This is a genomic window from Nocardioides alkalitolerans DSM 16699, assembly GCF_000426525.1.
GTDB lineage: Bacteria > Actinomycetota > Actinomycetes > Propionibacteriales > Nocardioidaceae > Nocardioides > Nocardioides alkalitolerans.
Map to the genome: position 1 here is coordinate 78,197 of NZ_AUFN01000015.1, position 16,765 is coordinate 94,961.

10 protein-coding genes are annotated in these 16,765 nt (G+C 75.6%); 5 read left to right on the forward strand and 5 right to left on the reverse strand.

The window, feature by feature from the left end; all coding sequences use genetic code 11:
- Positions 1–191: 191 nt before the first annotated feature.
- Both K329_RS0114870 and K329_RS0114875 read left to right on the forward strand, forming a co-directional pair.
- On the forward strand, positions 192–3,020 hold the full coding sequence (locus K329_RS0114870; protein ID WP_028473670.1) for an Ig-like domain-containing protein: 2,829 nt from the start codon (positions 192–194) through the stop codon (positions 3,018–3,020).
- An 89-nt stretch (positions 3,021–3,109) separates the two neighbouring features.
- Positions 3,110–3,976 (forward strand): class I SAM-dependent methyltransferase, encoded by an 867-nt coding sequence (locus tag K329_RS0114875; protein ID WP_052336956.1) that lies wholly within the window; start codon positions 3,110–3,112, stop codon positions 3,974–3,976.
- Between the two features lie 89 nt (positions 3,977–4,065).
- Here the strand turns inward: K329_RS0114875 and pgfA are convergent, their stop codons facing one another.
- Complete coding sequence (gene pgfA / locus K329_RS0114880; protein WP_157571752.1) at positions 4,066–4,983, reverse strand: cell envelope lipid trafficking protein PgfA; 918 nt, start codon at positions 4,981–4,983, stop codon at positions 4,066–4,068.
- Positions 4,984–5,168: 185 nt separating this feature from the next.
- Here pgfA and K329_RS0114885 point away from each other — a divergent pair, with 185 nt between their 5' ends.
- The gene (locus K329_RS0114885) at positions 5,169–7,082 is read left to right on the forward strand and encodes a UbiA prenyltransferase family protein (protein ID WP_028473673.1); all 1,914 of its coding nucleotides are present in this window, start codon (positions 5,169–5,171) and stop codon (positions 7,080–7,082) included.
- A complete protein-coding gene (locus K329_RS27055) occupies positions 7,079–8,293 on the forward strand; it encodes an acyltransferase family protein (protein WP_052336939.1) in 1,215 nt (404 codons plus the stop codon). Before K329_RS0114885 ends, K329_RS27055 begins: the two co-directional genes overlap by 4 nt.
- Here the strand turns inward: K329_RS27055 and K329_RS0114895 are convergent.
- Complete coding sequence (locus K329_RS0114895; protein WP_028473674.1) at positions 8,209–12,552, reverse strand: alpha-(1->3)-arabinofuranosyltransferase domain-containing protein; 4,344 nt, start codon at positions 12,550–12,552, stop codon at positions 8,209–8,211. The two genes, K329_RS27055 and K329_RS0114895, sit on opposite strands and share 85 nt — an antisense overlap.
- Complete coding sequence (locus K329_RS0114900; RefSeq protein ID WP_084541323.1) at positions 12,519–13,322, reverse strand: class I SAM-dependent methyltransferase; 804 nt, start codon at positions 13,320–13,322, stop codon at positions 12,519–12,521. The genes K329_RS0114895 and K329_RS0114900 overlap by 34 nt, the downstream gene beginning before the upstream one ends.
- A 100-nt stretch (positions 13,323–13,422) precedes the next feature.
- On the opposite strand from K329_RS0114900, the gene K329_RS27060 reads away from it, so the two are divergent.
- Entirely contained in the window at positions 13,423–14,553 is a 1,131-nt protein-coding gene (locus K329_RS27060) for a glycosyltransferase family 4 protein (protein ID WP_245596569.1), read from the forward strand.
- Between the two features lie 70 nt (positions 14,554–14,623).
- Here K329_RS27060 and K329_RS30965 read toward each other — a convergent pair whose 3' ends face one another.
- A complete protein-coding gene (locus tag K329_RS30965; RefSeq protein ID WP_157571753.1) occupies positions 14,624–14,788 on the reverse strand; it encodes a hypothetical protein in 165 nt (54 codons plus the stop codon).
- An 85-nt stretch (positions 14,789–14,873) separates the two neighbouring features.
- Positions 14,874–16,706 (reverse strand): MmpA family trehalose lipid delivery protein, encoded by a 1,833-nt coding sequence (locus tag K329_RS27065; RefSeq protein WP_157571754.1) that lies wholly within the window; start codon positions 16,704–16,706, stop codon positions 14,874–14,876.
- Positions 16,707–16,765 lie beyond the last annotated feature (59 nt).

A 16,765-nucleotide genomic window follows, 5' to 3' on the forward strand; every position in this document is an offset into this window, starting at 1 on the left:
ACGCCGGGGCGCAGCGCCGCGTCCAACCGCCCTGCGCGGCGGCCCCGCGGGGTCCGGCGCGACCCACCTGCCTACCACCACGGGACCACCCCCGCCACCGGTCGTCTAGACCGCTCGCCGACCTGCCGTGATGTCGGTGACGTTACGTCGAGCACCCCGTTGGGCCCGGCACGTCCCAGAGGGGGGTCACCATGCGCTTCCGTTCCGTCACCGCTGCCGTCAGCGGCCTCGCCGTTGCCCTGACCGGCGTCGCCACGCTCGGTCCCGTCAGCCCGGCCGCCGCCGAGCCCGTCGTCCCGCCCGCGGTCGCCGCGGCGCCCCGGGCGGAGGTGCTCGGGATCGACGCCGTCAACGTCGGGGGGCTCGTCTCCGTGGCCGACGTCGCCGTCGGCGTCTCCCGCACGACCGTCGCGGGCGCCGCGTCGAACGCCTACGCCAGCAACCTGGAGACGTCGCTGCTCGGCACCGACCTGCCCAGCATCCTGGCCCGCGTCGACCAGAGCGCGCCCCCGGACAACGCCACGCCGATGGTGGCCGGCGGCCGCAGCGGCGCGCTGGCCCCGCTGCTCACGCTCGGGGTCTCGGAGTCCGCGGCCCACGCCCGCAGCGCCCCCACCGGCCTCTCGTGCGTCGCCCCCGGCACGCCGGTCGCCGGCTCGTCCGTCGCCACCGCGAACGTGCGGCTCCTCGACGTGCCGCTCGTCGGTGCGCTCCTCGAGCTGCCCGGCACCGCGTCGACGACCTCGACCACGGAGCTGGTGCCCAACGCGGCGACCGACGTCGACGGGCGCGACGTGGTCGCCACGGCGGCCGGCTCGACCGCGGTCGTGAAGCTGCTGGGCGGCAACGTCGAGATCAGCGTCAACGACGCGCCCTCGCTCGTCGCCACCGCGACCGGTCGCCCCGGCGGGGCCGAGGTCGCGTACGACGCCCCCCTGGTCACCGTGAAGGTCGGCAGCCGCACCGTGCGGCTGGACGCCGACGGCTCCCCCACCGACATCTCGCTCCCCGCGCCCCTGTCGACGCTCGTCGACCTGGACATCTCGCTCGGCCAGCTCGAGGACGTCGTGGAGTCCGCCGACGGCACCACCGCCTCCGCGAGCGCCGCGGTGCTGCACGTCGACGCGACGCTGCTGGCGGGCGCCGTACGCCTGCTCGACCTCGACCTCTTCCCCCTCACCGCGTCGGCGGAGGCCCCCGTCGGCGGCGCCGAGTGCCCGGGCATCGACCGCCCGGCCGTGACCCGGCCGACCGACGGCGCCGTCACCAACGACGCCACGCCGGAGGTGAGCGGCACCGGCGAGCCGGGCCAGACCGTCACGGTCGTCATCGACGGCACCGTGCGCGGCACCGCCCCCGTGGGCGGCGACGGCCGCTGGACGTTCACCCCCGGCGCCCCGCTCGCCGAGGGCCCGCACACCGTGACCGGCGCGTACGGCGGCCTCACCTCCCCCGAGGTCGACTTCACCGTCGACGTCACGGCCGACGCCGCACCGGTGATCCTCACGCCGCCGGACGGCTCGGTCACGACGGACACGACCCCGGACGTCACGGGCACCGGCGTGCCCGGCAGCGAGGTCGAGGTGTCCGTCGACGGCGTCCCGGTCGGCACGACGACCGTCGGGGACGACGGCCGCTGGACGGTGCCGGTCACCTCGCCGCTCGGCGACGGCACCCACACGGTGGAGGCCACCCAGACCGACCCCGCCGGCAACACCTCCCCCGCCGACGCCGTCGACGTCACGGTCGACACCGCCACGCCGGGCGCCCCGGTGGTCACCGCGCCGACCGACGGGTCGGCCGTCCGCGACACCACGCCCGACGTGACCGGCACCGGCGAGCCCGGGGCCACCGTCACCGTCGAGATCGACGGCACCGTGGTCGGCACCGACGTCGTCGGCACCGACGGCACCTGGAGCGTCACCCCCGGCACCCCGCTCGGCGAGGGCCCCCACACCGTGGAGGCCACCCAGACCGACCCCGCCGGCAACACCTCGCCCGCCGACGCCGTCGACTTCACCGTCGACACCACCGCGCCGGACGCCCCGGTCATCACGGCCCCGACCGACGGCGCGACGCTCGAGACCTCGCCTCCGGCCGTCACCGGCACGGGCGAGGCCGGCGCCACGGTCACGGTGACCGTCGACGGCCGACCGGTCGGCTCCACGCAGGTCGGCACCGACGGCCGCTGGTCGCTGGCGCCGCGCACGCCGCTCGCCCCCGGGCGGCGCGTCGTCGCCGCGACCCAGGCCGACCGCGCCGGCAACGTCTCGGCGGCCGACAGCGTCACGGTCACGGTGCGCGAGAACCCCGACATCGACGGCGACGGGCTGCCCAACGACGAGGAGACCCGCATCGGCACCGACCCCCGCAACCCGGACACCGACGGTGACGGGCTCACGGACGGCGCCGAGGTCCTGCGCCACGGCACCGACCCGCTCGACCGCGACAGCGACGACGACCGGCTCACGGACGGCCAGGAGGTCCTGACCCACCGGACCAACCCGCTCAACCCCGACACCGACCGCGACGGCCTCGGCGACGGCCACGAGGTGCGCGAGACCGGCACCCGACCGCAGTTCGCCGACACCGACAACGACGGGCTGGGCGACGGCGCCGAGCTCATCGGGTTCCGGATGAACCAGGGTGTCGTCTACCGGCCGAACCGCGCCTACCGCCTCGACCTGGTGCGCACGAACCCGCTGCGCAAGGACACCGACGGCGACGGCCTGCAGGACCGGACCGAGGTCTACGGCGTCACCATCAACCAGAACGTCCGCCTGGTGCGGGGCTCGTACGTGATCGGCCTGAGGAAGTCCGACCCGAACCACCCCGACACCGACCGCGACGGCCTGACCGACGCCCAGGAGGTCACCGGGTCGGCGAACGCACGGTTCGGACGCCGCAAGACCGACCCGACGCATTTCGACACCGACCGGGGCGGGCGCATGGACGGCGAGGAGGTGCAGGGCCGCTTCGACCCGAGCGACGCCTACAGCGGACCCAACAGCGGCCGCTGACGCCGTACGACGCCGCCGCGCGGCCCGCGCGCACCGACGGCCCCGACCGAGCAACGGTCGGGGCCGTCGGCGTCCGTAGGCTGGTGGCCGTGAGCACGGACTCCCCCACTCCACTCCCGCCCGCCCGACCCGCCGAACCAGCCCAGCCCGACCAGCCGGCCGTGTCGTCCGTCCGTCGCAGCGCCAGCGAGGCCGAGTCGCGCCGCGCGAACCGCGCCGACTGGGACCGCTACGCCGACGAGTACCAGGCCACCCACGGCGACTTCCTCGGCGACATCGGCTTCCTCTGGGGACCGGAGGGCCACACCGAGGACACGCTCGCCCTGCTCGGCCAGGTGGCCGGGCGCGACGTGCTCGAGGTCGGGTCCGGCGCCGGGCAGTGCTCCCGCTGGGTGCGGGCACGGGGCGGACGCCCGGTGGGCCTCGACCTCTCCTTCCGCCAGCTGCAGCACGCGCGGCGCATCGACGTCGAGACGGGCGTCGAGGTGCCGTCGGTGCAGGGCACCGCCACCCACCTGCCGTTCGCCGACGCGTCCTTCGACGTGGTGTTCTCGTCGTTCGGCGCGCTGCAGTTCGTGCGCGACATCGACCAGGCGGTCGCCGACGTGGCCCGCGTGCTGCGGCGACCGGGCCGGTTCGCCTTCTCCATCACCCACCCGACGCGCTGGATGTTCCCGGACGACCCGGGCGAGGGCGGGCTGGTCGCCGAGCAGTCCTACTGGGACGCGACGCCGTACGTCGAGGTCGACCCCGAGACCGGGGACACCCTCTACGTCGAGCACCACCGCACCATCGGTGACTGGGTGCGCCTGCTGCACCGCCACGGCTTCACCCTCGTCGACATCGCCGAGCCCCAGTGGCCCAGCGACCACGACCGCGTGTGGGGCGGATGGTCGCGCACGCGCGGCATGCTCACGCCCGGCACGGCGATCTACGTCGCCGACCGGCTGGCCTGAGCGAGGGCAGCCGAGAACGGGACCGGCCCCGGGGCACCGCCGCGAGGGCGGGCCACCGGGGCCGGGTCGTGGTGGTGCGGTCGAGCAGGTCAGACGGTCGCGTCCTTGTCCTGCACCCGACGGCCGCCCCGGTTGCCGGTGGCGGCGAGGAACAGGCCGCCCAGCAGGAAGAGCACGCCGAGGATGCCGCCGAACAGCGGGATCCAGGTGCTGATCAGCTTGAGCGTCGCGTTGTTGTCCTTCGCGGCGTCGACGTTGTTCTGCACCGTGTCGTCGGTGTAGGCGAGCTCGAGGTCGAGGGCGACGTTGCCGTTCTCCAGCTCGCGCAGCTCGTCCTGCGTCTGCTTGATGATCGAGCCGGTGCCCGGGTCGATCCAGTAGACCTTGGTCTGGCTGTAGGTGCCGGGGGTGTCGGCGGCGACGTCGGTGGAGACGTTGTCGACCGAGTACTCGAACTTGTAGGTCTCGAGGCCGTCGATGTCCTCCGTGCCGGTGTACTCCGCCGTCACGGTCTCACCGAGCACGTCGTCCCAGACGTCGTAGTCCTCCTGCTGCACGTCGAAGGGCCACTTGTTGACGAGGCCCTCCTTCTGCTCCGTGCCCGAGGGGACGTAGTCGCCGTTCTCGACCGCGACCGCGGACGTGCGGTCGGTCGCGAACGCCTCGGCCGAGATCGTGACGACGCGCAGGTCGTCGTCCGGCAGGCAGTAGGTGTCGGCGTCGAGGTCCTCGTCGACGACGAGGCAGGTGCCGGCGGCGAAGACGACGACGTCACCGTCGGACGCGTCCGAGTCGGCCTTGGTGATGTTCTGCGCCTTGACCGGCTGCGGCTCGCCGTCGCCGACCTGCACGACGGCGCCGCTGGCCTCGCCCGAGAGACGTGTGTCCGAGTCCGTGTCGAGTGGTGTCTTCTGCGCGGCGGGGTAGCCCCAGACGCGGGCGACGAGCGCCGCGACGAGCAGGAACGAGCCCACGAAGAGCAGCGCCCACATTCCGAACTTACGCACGGTTTTCCCTCCCAGGAATGCTGATGGTCGCCAGACAGTAGCAGCAAGTTACGCACGCGTAACCCGTTTCGGACGAGCAGATCCGACCTCCGTGGCCCGGAGGGAGGAGCCGCTCGTCAACCCCTGCCCGCGTGGCTCTGCTCACGCGCGGCGGCGGGGGCTGTGGGACACTCGCCGACGTGCCCGTGACCACCAGGGACGGCCGCTCCGCGCCCCCGCCGCACGACGAGGTCGCGCCGACCGCCCGCCGCGGCCCCGACTACCTCACCGAGCTGCGGCGTCCGCGCCGCGTCGTGCAGGTGGGCGTGCTGCTCGTGCTGGCGCACCTGGCCCTGCGGGCGTGGGCGCTCTACGGCTCGTGGTTCTACACCGACGACTACCGGCTCCTCACCGACGCGCGACGCTCGGACGGCTGGACGGCCGACCTGCTGCGGCCCTTCGACAGCCAGTTCATGCCGCTGGGGCGGCTCGCCGCCGAGGTCGTGGCCGGCACGTCCCCGGTGAGCTGGCCCCTCGCGGCGTCGTTGGTGCTCGGGGCGCAGCTGGTGGCCTCGCTCGCGTGCCTCGTGATGCTCCTGGTGCTCTTCGGGCGCCGCCCCGCCGTCCTCCCCCTCCTCGCGCTCTACCTCACCTCCGCGATCACGTGGTCCGCCACGATGTGGTGGGCGGCCGCGCTCAACCAGGTGCCGTTCCAGGCCGTGCTGTTCGCCAGCGTGACCACGTGGGTGCTCTACCTCCGCGGCCGGGGCCGCCGGTGGCTCGTGGCGACGCTGGCGCTGGTCGTGCTCGGCCTGGCCTGCTACATCAAGGCCCTGCTCCTGCTCCCCCTCCTCGCCGGCATCGCCGTCGCCTTCTTCGCCCGCGGCGGCCCGCGTGCCCGTGTCGTCCACCTGGTGCGCCGCCACCCGGGTGCGGTGGTCGCGGGCGTCGTCCTGGGCGCCGCGGCGGCCGCGGCGTACGTCGTGCTCGTGCCCCAGGCGTTCTCGGAGGGCCAGCAGCCGCTGGGGCCAGGGGTCGTCCGCGACCTCGTGCGCACGATGCTGCTCGAGTCCTACGTGCCGGGCATGTGGGGCGGACCGTGGCGCTGGGACGAGTCGATCCCGCCGACGTCGTACGCCGACGCCCCCGTCGCCGCGGTCGTCCTGGCCCTGCTGGCGACCGTGCTCCTGGTCGGCGTCACCTTCCTCGTACGACGCCGCGCGGGCCGCGCGTGGGTCCTCCTGCTCGTCTGGCTCGCGGCCGACTTCGTGCTCCTGCTGCTCACCCGGGTGCCCGTCGCAGGCCCCTCGATCGGTCGGGAGTACCGCTACCTCACCGACGCCGCCCCCGTCACCGTCCTGGTGCTGGGTCTCGTGCTGCTCCCCCTGGCCGGTGCGCCGGAGAGCAGCACCGCCCGTCGCCCGTCGGGCCGGCTGGCCGCCGCGGTGGCGCGACCTGCGGCCCGGCCGGCCCTCCGGGCGGTGGCCGTGGTCGCCGTCGTGGGCGTGCTCGCCGGCGGCCTGCTCAGCGGACGCACGTACGTCGGGGCCTGGCACGACCGCAACCCGGGGGCCGCCTACGTGCAGGCCGCCCAGGCCGACGCGAGCAGCCGGGGCGTCGTCGACCTCGCCGACACGGTCGTGCCGCCGTACGTCATGCCCGGGGTGACCCAGCCGTTCAACACGACGCGAACCCTGCTCGACCTCACCACCGTGAACGTCCGCTTCCCCGACACCACCGAGCACCTCGGCGTGCTCGGCGACGACGGGCTGCTGCGGCAGGCGGTCGTCGGTGGCGTGTCCTCGCTGCCCGGGCCCGACGCCGGCTGCGGGTGGGGCGTCGACGGGCGCACCGTGATCCCCCTCGAGCGGGCCGCCTTCGAGTTCGACTGGTGGCTGCAGGTCGGCTACCTCAGCGCGAGCAACCAGAGCGTCGTGGTGCGGGCCGGTGACAGCGAGGTCGAGGTGCTGTTGCGCGCCGGGGTCCACAATGTCTACGTGCGGGTGAGCGGCGAGGTGGACGACGTGGTCGTCCGGCGGTCCTCCGGCTCCGACCCCTCCAACGCCATCTGCGTCGACTCCGTCGTCGTCGGCCTGCCATCCCCCGGAGGACTCCTGTGACCGTCGTCGAGCCCGTGCGTGCCCCGGGCACCACCGCGCGCACCACCTGGTTCCCCCTGCTCGACACGCTGCGCGCCGTCGGGGCGGTGGCCGTGCTCACGACGCACACCGCCTTCTGGGCCGGCACCTACACCGGCCACGGCTGGTTCGGCTCGCTGCTCGCCCGGCTCGACGTCGGGGTCGCCCTCTTCTTCGTGCTCTCCGGCTTCCTGCTCGCCCGCCCCCACCTGCTGGCGGCGACGGAGGGCCGGTCCCGGCCGAGCACCGCGACGTACCTCTCCCGGCGCTTCTGGCGGATCACGCCGCTCGCGGTCCTCGCCGTCGGCATCGCGCTGGTGCTCCTGCACGACAACCGCGACCTCACGGCCGGGGAGCGGATCGCCGCCCTCACGCTGACCAGCAGCTACGTCGGCGGGGTCTACCCGGCCGGCATCACCCACCTGTGGAGCCTGGGCGTCGAGGTCGCGTTCTACGTCGTGCTGCCCCTGCTCATGCTCGTCGGCCTCGGACGCTCCCGGACCGGGACGGGCCTCGCCACGCCGCGGGGCCGCCGCCGGGTCGGCCTCCTGCTCGCCGTCATGGCGGGCGCCTCGGTCGCCTGGTACCTCGTCGGCGTCGAGCGGGTCTCGGCCGGCTCGCCGACGGAGTGGTTGCCCGGCTTCCTCAGCTGGTTCGCCGTCGGCATCGGGCTCGCGTTCCTCAGCGTGCTCGACGCGACGGACCGGGGCGGCCGCGTCACCGCCGCCGCCCGGAGCCTCGCCCGCCAGCCCGGCGCGTGCTGGACCATCGCCGCCGGTCTGCTCCTCGTCGGCGCGACGCCGCTGGCCGGGCCGACCATGCTGGCGCCGCTCTCACCGACCGAGCACGTCGTGAAGAACCTGCTGTACGCCGTCGTCGCCGGCCTCGTCGTGCTGACCGGCGTCTTCCCCAGCACCCCGGGCTACGCCCGCCTGCTGGGCAACCGGTTCGCCCGTCGGGTCGGGGTCGTCTCGTACGGCATCTTCTGCCTGCACCTCCCGATCCTCCACGGCGTCATGTTCGTGACCGGCTGGGAGCTGTTCGGCGGTCACCTGCTGGGCATCTGGGCGTTGACGCTGGTGCTCTCGTACGGCGCCGCCGAGCTCGCCTACCGCTGGGTGGAGGCGCCGGCCCAGCGCTTCGCGCGCCGCTCCTCCCCGACGGTGCCGTCCCCGCCGGTGTCGGTGACCTGAGCCCCCGCCGGGTCCGCGGCCTCGGGCGGACCCGGGAGCAGCACCCCCCGGAGCACGATCGCGGCGAGGGTGGCGACGGCGAGGTACTGCGGCCACGCCGCCGTGCCGGCCCACCCGTTGGCCGACCCCCAGGGCTGCAGGGCGTACGCCGCCGCCGCGACGAACAGCGGGAGCGCGAAGAGCCAGGGCACGACGTCCTCGGCGCTGCCGGGCCAGCGTCGGCCGACGAGCACGACGAGGCCACCGGCGACGAGGGCGACGAGCAGACCGGTCGTCCCGGAGACCACCCCGAGGCCGACGAGCACGCCCACGCCCACGACCGCGGCGGGCGGTCGGCCGTCGCCGACGGCGGGCAGGTCCTCGGACGCGGCGGCAGGCCGACGCCGCACCCGCCGTACGACGCCCGCACCGACGGTCGCGGCGAGCAGGAGCAGCACGGCGCCCAGGCCCACGAGCAGTCCGGCGCGGTAGGTGCCGGCGGGGGCGAACGCGACGTCGACGGGTCCGGTGGCGTCACCGTCGAGCAGCCAGCCCTGCTGCCAGCCGTCGAGCACGACCGGCTCCAGGGACGACCCGTCCTGGGTCGCCCGCCAGCCGGGGTTGGCGTTCTCCCGCACGACGGCGACGGCGTCGTCGGGACCGACCGGCACCGAGCGCGTCGACGTGGCGGGGTCCAGGGCGCCGGCGGGGGTGGGCGCGGCGCCGGAGACCTCCTGGCCGTCCACCCGGGTCAGCACCAGCGCGTCGAGGGCAAAGGCCGGGTTGTCGGTCACGGTGACGTCGGTGTCACCGCGCTCGAGCCGGAGGAACGGCGCGTCGGGGTCGTCCGAGTCGCCGGAGGAGACGTTGCCGAACGGGCACGGCAGGGCCTGCAGCGTGCCGCCGTCCAGCACGGCACCCTCGATCCGCACCGCCGTCGGGACCGCCACGTCGCCCACCTGCAGCAACGGGCCGCTGCCGCACGCCAGCACGGTGCCGTTGAGCCGGTCGCGGAAGCGGTCCGGGGCGCCGGTGAGGCGCAGCTCGGAGATCCCGACGGACGCCTCGTCCTCGCCCGCGCCCGGTGCGGCGACGTCGGTCTCCGCCCGGTCGACCTCGATCGCGAGCTGGTCGGTGACGATCGCCCCGTCGAGGTCGGCGCGGCCGTCCTCGAGGTCGACCGTGCGACGGCCTCCGGGCCACACGAGCGTGACGCGGGTCGGGGCCCGGGCGGCGGCACCCTCGTCGAGCTCCACCTCGACGGCCGTCAGGGTGCGCTCCCCCAGCCACGTGAGGTCGAGGGTGGGCCGCGGGTCGTCGGGGTCCGCCGTCCAGGTCGTGCCGGGGCGCCCGTCGACCGCCGCCGGGGCGGACGCCCTCGGGTCGCTGACGGCGAGGGACGAGGCCCGCGGCGTGATCTGCGAGCCGTCGTCGAGCAGACCCGAGAGCGCGTCACCGCCCCGCGGCCGCACGGTCACCGCCATGCCGTAGTCGGCCTGCTCGGGCAGTCCGAACGTCCGACGGACCTCGGTCGCCTCCTCGTCGGGCACCTCGAGCGTGGCGGCGCAGCGCACCGCGAGACCGACCTCCGCGCACCCGTCGCGCGCGTCGCGGTCGGCCCGCAGCACGACGGCGTCGGGGGCGCCCCAGCCCTCGGGCAGCCGCGGCAGGTCGAGCCAGCGCTCGACCTCGACGCCGGGCACCTCGACCTCGGCCAGGGAGATGTCCTGCTCGCCGGCCGGTGAGGCGTCCTCGACCTGGAGCCAGCGGACCTCCTCGTCCTGGCGGGGCACGTCGACCTCGACGGACTCCCCCGGTCCGAGGGCGAGCTCCTCGCTCCGTCCGCCGGCCCAGACGAGCCGGACCACCTGCTCCTCGGCGGCCCGGTCGCCGCCGACGAGGGTGACCTGGCGCGGCAGCCGGAGCGGCTCGTCGAGATCGAGGCGCCACGAGGCGCGGCCCGAGCCGGCCGCGCCGGCCGTCCACGAGGTGTCGGGCGAGCCGTCGAGCGCGGCGTACGGCTGCTCCCCGCGACGCGAGCCCCCGAAGGCACCGGCGTCGGAGGCCGACGAGCTGGCGGAGACGTCGGCGGCCCCGACGTACCGCGCCGTCGTGGACCAGCGGTCGTCGGTGTCGAGGAGGTAGTCGCGCGCGGGGTTGCCGGTACGGCGCGGCTCGTCACCCGTCAGCACGGGGCTCGTGGCGTCGTGGATGCGGGCGAAGGCGCGCTCCCGGGCCCGCAGCCCGTCGGAGAGCACGACCCGGGCGTCCTCGAACGAGCCCGCCAGGTCCTCGTCCGGCACGTCGACGCCGAGCACGGTCGGGCGGTCGTCGACCACGCCGAGGTCGAGGAGGTCGACCAGGTCCTCGGGGCCGCCGACGACCACGTCGGGCGTGCCCGCGGCCACCTGGGTCGCGACGTCCTGCACCTCGTAGACCTCGACGGCGTCGTACGCGTCGCGCCACCCGCCCTCGAGCACCAGCCGGCGCCCGTCGTCCTCGACGAACGCCTCGCCGCCGGTGCGGGGCCCGAACGTGGCGACGCGCTCGATGCCGGGCGAGCCGTCGAGGGCCTGGTGCACCAGGGCGGCCGACGGCAGGTCGCCGTCCGGCACCAGGTCGTTGCGCACGACGAGGTGCCGCACGCCCGCCCGCTGGAGGTACGCCGTGAGGCCCGCGCCGCCCAGGCCCTGGGCGAGCCGCTGCTCCGCGCCGTCGAGCATGCGGATCGTGGCGGGCGGGGTGAGCGGGATGACGTTGCGGACGGCCCAGCGGGAGTCGGCCTCGAACTGCAGCGGCTCGTCGCGGGTGCTGCCCCACTGGTAGTCCGCGAACCCCGACCCGGGGGCCAGGAGGGCGACGCCGCCCCCGTCGCCCCCGCCCCCGTCGCCTCCGCCTCCGTCGTCCGGGCCGTCGGCGGCCGCGCCGTCCTCGGCGGCGAGGAAGCGGGCGGTCTCCTGCCAGTACGTCGGCACGGCCAGCGTCTCGTCGGCGGGCGCCAGCCGGCCCAGGAGCGCCGGGGTCGCGGCGCCCGCGACCACGGCGACCGTGGTCACGAGCAGGACCCCACGCTCGAGGAACAGCCCGGACCGTTCCGCCGAGGCGCGCGCGCCGACCGCGTGGTCGAGGAGGAAGGCCAGACCCACGACGAGGGGCAGGCGCACGACCGGGTCGAACTTGTGCACGTTGCGCAGGGGCGCCAGCGCGCCGTCGAGGGCGGCGGCGACGTCGCCGCTGAGCCAGCCGGAGACCGCGCCGAGGTGACCGGCGGCGACCATGAGCACGCCCAGCAGCAGGCCGAGGGCGAGGAAGGGGCGGTGCGGGGTGCGCCGGTGCAGCAGCCCGGCGGCGCCGAGCAGCAGCACGACGCCGCTGTTGAGCGCCAGGTAGGAGGTGACGACGAGGTCGTTGCCGGCGCGCGAGCGCGCGTCGACGTACGGCACCCAGTTGGAGGTGCCGCGCAGCGTGTCGAAGACCGTGGCGGGGAACGTCGTCACCGAGCTGGTCTCGATGAAGTCGAGGAACGGCGGGCTGTAGGCGCCCATGAGGAACAGCGGAACGAGCCACCAGAGCGTGCCCAGCAGCGTGAAGACGGGCCACCAGACGAGGAGGGCCGTGCGGCGGGGCCCGCGCTCGCGCGTCAGGAGCCACACCGCACCCAGCGGAATGACGGCGAACGTGGCGGCCGCGTTGACGCCGCCGACCATCGCGACCCCGAGGCCGGCCCAGGCGGCGGCCCGCCGGGGCGAGCCCCGGCGGCTCCCGACGACGAGGGCGAGCAGCACCCACGGGGCCAGCGCGGACGGCCACACCTCGATGGAGCTGGGACCGATGACCGTCAGCATCCGCGGCGACAGGGCGAACGCCGCACCGCCGACGAGGGCCGCGAGGTCGGAGCGCACGCCGAGGGCGCGCAGCAGCAGCGCGGTGCCGACGAACGCGGTGCAGAGCACGAGCACCCACCACAGCCGCTGCACCGTCCAGCCCGGCAGGCCGAGCGCGTCGCCGAGCCAGAAGAAGGGCCCCATCGGCCAGAGGTAGCCGTAGGCCTGGTTCTGCACCTGGCCGAAGGTGCCCTCGGGGTCCCACAGCGAGAGCGCCCGGCCGAGGAAGCCTCCCGGGTCGGCCACGAGATCGAACTTCGTGTCGGAGACCAGCAAGCCGGGCGACTGGACGAACGCGAGCCCGGCGAGCAGGACGCAGGCGGCGAGGAGGCGGAGGCGGAAGGTCGCCCGGCCCTCGTCGGTCAGCGTCGCTCCAGCACGATCACGAGGTTCCACGTCACCACCTCACGCACGAGCGGCACCCGCAGCAGCCACCAGGACCACCAGGGGTTGTACCGCGGCAGCACGGCGACGACCTCGCCGGCCTCCTGCGTGCGGGCCCAGCGCAGGCCCTGGGCGACGGTCGCGGCGTAGAGCGACTCGCCGTACTTGTTCTTCGGCTCGTGGCCGTGCGTGCGGGTGTAGCGACGGCGCGCGTAGCGACCGCCGAGGTAGTGCCACGGCGCCGTCTCGTGGCCGCCCCAGGGGCCGAACCAGACGGTCCAGGAGAGGAACACGAGGCCGCCGGGCCGGGTCACACGCAGCATCTCGTCGGCCATCAGCCAGGGCGACGGCACGTGCTCGAGCACGTTGGAGGAGTAGCAGACGTCGACGGAGGCGTCCGCGAACGGCAGGGCCATGCCGCTGCCCATGACGGTGCGAGGGTGCACGTCGCCCGCGCCGGCCAGCTCACCCGCGTCGGCGTCGAGGGCGACGTACGTCGCGCCCGCCCCCTCGAAGGCGCGTCGGAAGTAGCCGGGCCCGCCGCCCACGTCGAGGAGGGTGGCGCCGTCGAGGTCGGCGTACCGGCCCAGCTGCGCCACCGAGTCCTGCGCCAGGGCCGTGTAGAACCGCGCCGGATCGGGCTGCTCGTAGCCGAACTCGCGGAAGAGGTGGACGGCACGTCGCAGGGTCGCCGACCGACGGGCCGCCCGGGCGGCGCGGGCTGCTGCTCGGGGTCGCGGCGGGCCGGTGGGGGCGCGACGCGCATCGGTCGGTGGACGCACCCGGGGGACACTACCCGGCAGTAGGGGTGCGCACCGGCAGGTGGGATAGCCTCGCGCGGTCGACCGCCCGGTCGGCCGGCAGGTGGAGGGTGGATCGCAGGTGCAGGGTCGTCACGTCGTGTTCCTGAGCTGGCGCGACACCGCCAACCCCGAGGGCGGCGGAGCGGAGCGCTACCTGGAGCGGATGGCCGCCGGCCTGGTCGCCCGGGGGGCCCGCGTGACCGTCTTCTGCGCCGCCCACGAGGCCGCCCCCGCCCGGGAGACCCGCGACGGCATCCGGTTCGTGCGGGCCGGGTCGAAGACCACCGTCTACCTCTGGGGCCTCTGGCTCCTGCTCACCGGCCGGCTCGGACGTCCCGACCTCGTGGTCGACGTGCAGAACGGCCTGCCGTTCCTCTCGCGGCTCGTCACCCGCGCCCCGGTCGTCGTGCTCGTGCACCACGTGCACCGCGAGCAGTGGCCCGTGGTCTACCCCGGGCTGATGGGCCACGTCGGCTGGTGGGTGGAGCGCACCCTCGCCCCGCGCGTCTACCGGCGCTCCCGGTACGTCGCGGTGTCGTCCGCGACCCGGGAGGAGCTGGTCGAGCTCGGTGTCGACCGCGAGCGGATCGACGTCGTGCACAACGGCACCGACCCGGCGCTGCCGAGCAGCGTCGAGCGCGCGGCGACCCCGACCGTGTGCGTCGTGGGCCGCCTCGTGCCCCACAAGCAGGTCGAGCACGCCATCGACGCGGTCGCCCGGCTGCGCGACGACGTGCCGGGCGTCCGCCTCCACGTCGTCGGGTCGGGGTGGTGGGCCGACGAGCTGGCCGACCACGCCGACGCCGCCGGGGCCGGGGACCTCGTCACCTTCCACGGCCAGGTCGACGAGCAGGCCAAGCACGACGTCTACGCGCTCAGCTGGGTGATGGCGACGCCGTCGCTCAAGGAGGGGTGGGGCCTCGTCATCGGCGAGGCCGGCTCGCACGGCGTGCCGACGGTCGCCTACGCCTCGGCCGGGGGAACGCGAGAGTCGATCGAGGCGGGCCGCTCGGGGATCCTGGTCGACACCTTCGACGAGCTGGTGGACGCGCTGCGCCAGCTGCTGACCGACACCGGCCTGCGCGAGCGGCTGGGCAAGGACGCCCGCGCCGTGAGCCACCGCTTCACCTGGGAGCACGCGCAGGAGCGGTTCGCCCAGACGCTCGACGTCGTGCTGGACCCGACCGGTGGGTCGCACGTCCTGAAATGAGAGAACCGGCGTGGCGCCGAGGCGCCACGCCGGTGAGTCTCACGGCCGACCGATGGTCGGCGAGGGTGGGTCAGTTGTCGCCGTACTGGATGACCGACGCGGCCGGCTCCGACGAGTTGCCGGGCGACTCGCTCGGAGCGCCCGTCTGCGAGCTCACGACACCGACGACAGTGACTGCGGCGACCGATCCGCCGACGATGAGCGACACCAGCGTGCCGATGATTCCCGTGCCCATGATGGACCTCCCTCTTCCTAACGGCGGAGCATACCAGCGAGTACGACGCGCGGGGCATCTTCGCGAGGTCGGGTGTCGTGGCCCGTCACGACCGCGGCGATCCGTCCTCCGGGCCGCGCCCCGGAGCACCCGTGCGGCGCAGCACGACGGCTCCCGCCGGCGCCACCAGCAGCCCGCCGTAGAGCACCCACGCGACCGTCACCGCGCCCACCCTCGCCGCCCCGGAAGGGGCCGGTGCCGTGACGTCGGCCGGGCCGTCGGCGCCCTCGAGGCGCTGGACGTCGAGGCGCTCGTCGCGCAGGAGCGCCGTGCCGGCCAGGTCGGGTGCCAGGCTCTCGGGCGCCGCGTCGACGTCGGGGCCGCGGGCGTGGACGACGTACGCGACGCCCGCCTCCCGCAGCGCCGCCGACCGCTCCTCCGGCGTGTCGAGGGCGAGGGCGGCCCGGACGACCGGACCCCGGGGGTCCTCCCCCGCGACCACGCGGTCGGCGACGACCAGCTCGTCCGAGACGAGCGCCGGGCCGCCGAGCAGGCGGGGCACCGGGTCGAGCACCGGACGGCCCCCGTTCCAGTCGGGGGCGCGGTAGGACGCGAACGGCAGCACCAGCACCGGGCGGTCGGCCAGGTCGCGCGCGGCGGCGTCGGCGCGCAGGGCGTCGCGTGCCTCGCCGTACGCGCCGGGGATCGCGACGGCCTCCAGCCGCCCGGCCGCTCCCCCGGCGAGGTCGGGCAGCAGGAGCACCGGCAGGAGCGCCGCGACGACGGACGCGGCCACGACGGGGGGCCCCCGCAGCGCCCGGGTCGCCGCGGTGACCAGTGCGGCGAGGCCGAGCACGACGGCCGGCACCGCCAGGCCGACGAGGCGCGAGCCGTCCCGCAGGACGCCGCCGCCCGGCACCGCGGTCGCGACGGCGGCCAGGAGGCCCGGCGCGGCCCACGACAGGAGCGCGAGGCCGAGTCCCACCGCTGCGGCCGCTCCCACCGCGGCGGACTCGCGGCGGGGAGGGCCACTGCGCAGCGCCAGGCCGACGAGGGCCGCCACCACCAGCACCGCCCAGGCCCACGCCCGCGGACCGGTGAGGGAGTCGGGCACGGTGGCGGTGTTCCACACCCCGCCGAGACCGAGCACCGCGACCGGGGCCGGGAGGTCGCCCGGGCCGCGGGCCGCGAAGACCTCGGCCGCCACCCGGGCGGCGCCGGCGTCCGGGCGCGTCACGGCACCGGCGGCCAGCCCGGCCACCACCCAGGGCGCGTTCGCCGCGACGGCCACGAGCCCGAGCGCTCCCCACGTACGGCGGGTCGCTCCCCCGACGACGCCTACCAGGAGCACGAGCGCCACGGTGGTGGTGAGGCCGGCCGACGCGCTCAGCGCGCCGACGGCCGCGAGCGGCGCGACCACGAGCGGCAGACCGGCGCCGCCCCGCTCGCGCAGGGCGCGGCCGGCCAGCAGCAGCCACGGGAGCGCGGCGTACGCCAGCAGCACGGGCCAGTGACCGAGCAGGAGGCGCTCGGCGACGAAGGGGTTCCACAGCGCCACCGCCGCGGCCGCGAGCCGTACGGCCGGCGGCGACGTGCGCACGAGCCGGTGCGCCCCGCAGCCGGCGCCGACGAGCGCGCCCAGCAGGACCACCTTCTGGAGCAGCATCCCCGGGACGACCTCGTCGAGCAGGGCGACCACCTGGTCGGAGGGCACCGCCCGGGGGACGCCGTCGCCCAGCCCCCAGCCGGCCGTGGTCACCGCGAGGTCACGCACCCACACGAGGTCGTAGGAGAGCACGTAGCCCGGCAGCAGCGCGGGGCCGAGCAGCAGCAGCGCCAGCCCCACCACGAGCAGGTCGGGCAGCGCGTGCGGGAGACGGAGCAGGAATCGTCCTGACGGCCGGGCTGCAGGCGTCGAGGGCTGTCCCGCACCACCCACCTGCTGCTCCTCCTCGTCGGTCCGTGCGCCACCGCACCTTCGGGCCGCACGCCTGGAGG

What these genes read in the sequence shown, in the direction of transcription:
- K329_RS30965 (WP_157571753.1), bottom strand. Translation starts at nt 14,788, where the DNA reads ATGGGCACGGGAATCATCGGCACGCTGGTGTCGCTCATCGTCGGCGGA.
- K329_RS0114870 (WP_028473670.1), top strand. Translation starts at nt 192, where the DNA reads ATGCGCTTCCGTTCCGTCACCGCTGCCGTCAGCGGCCTCGCCGTTGCC.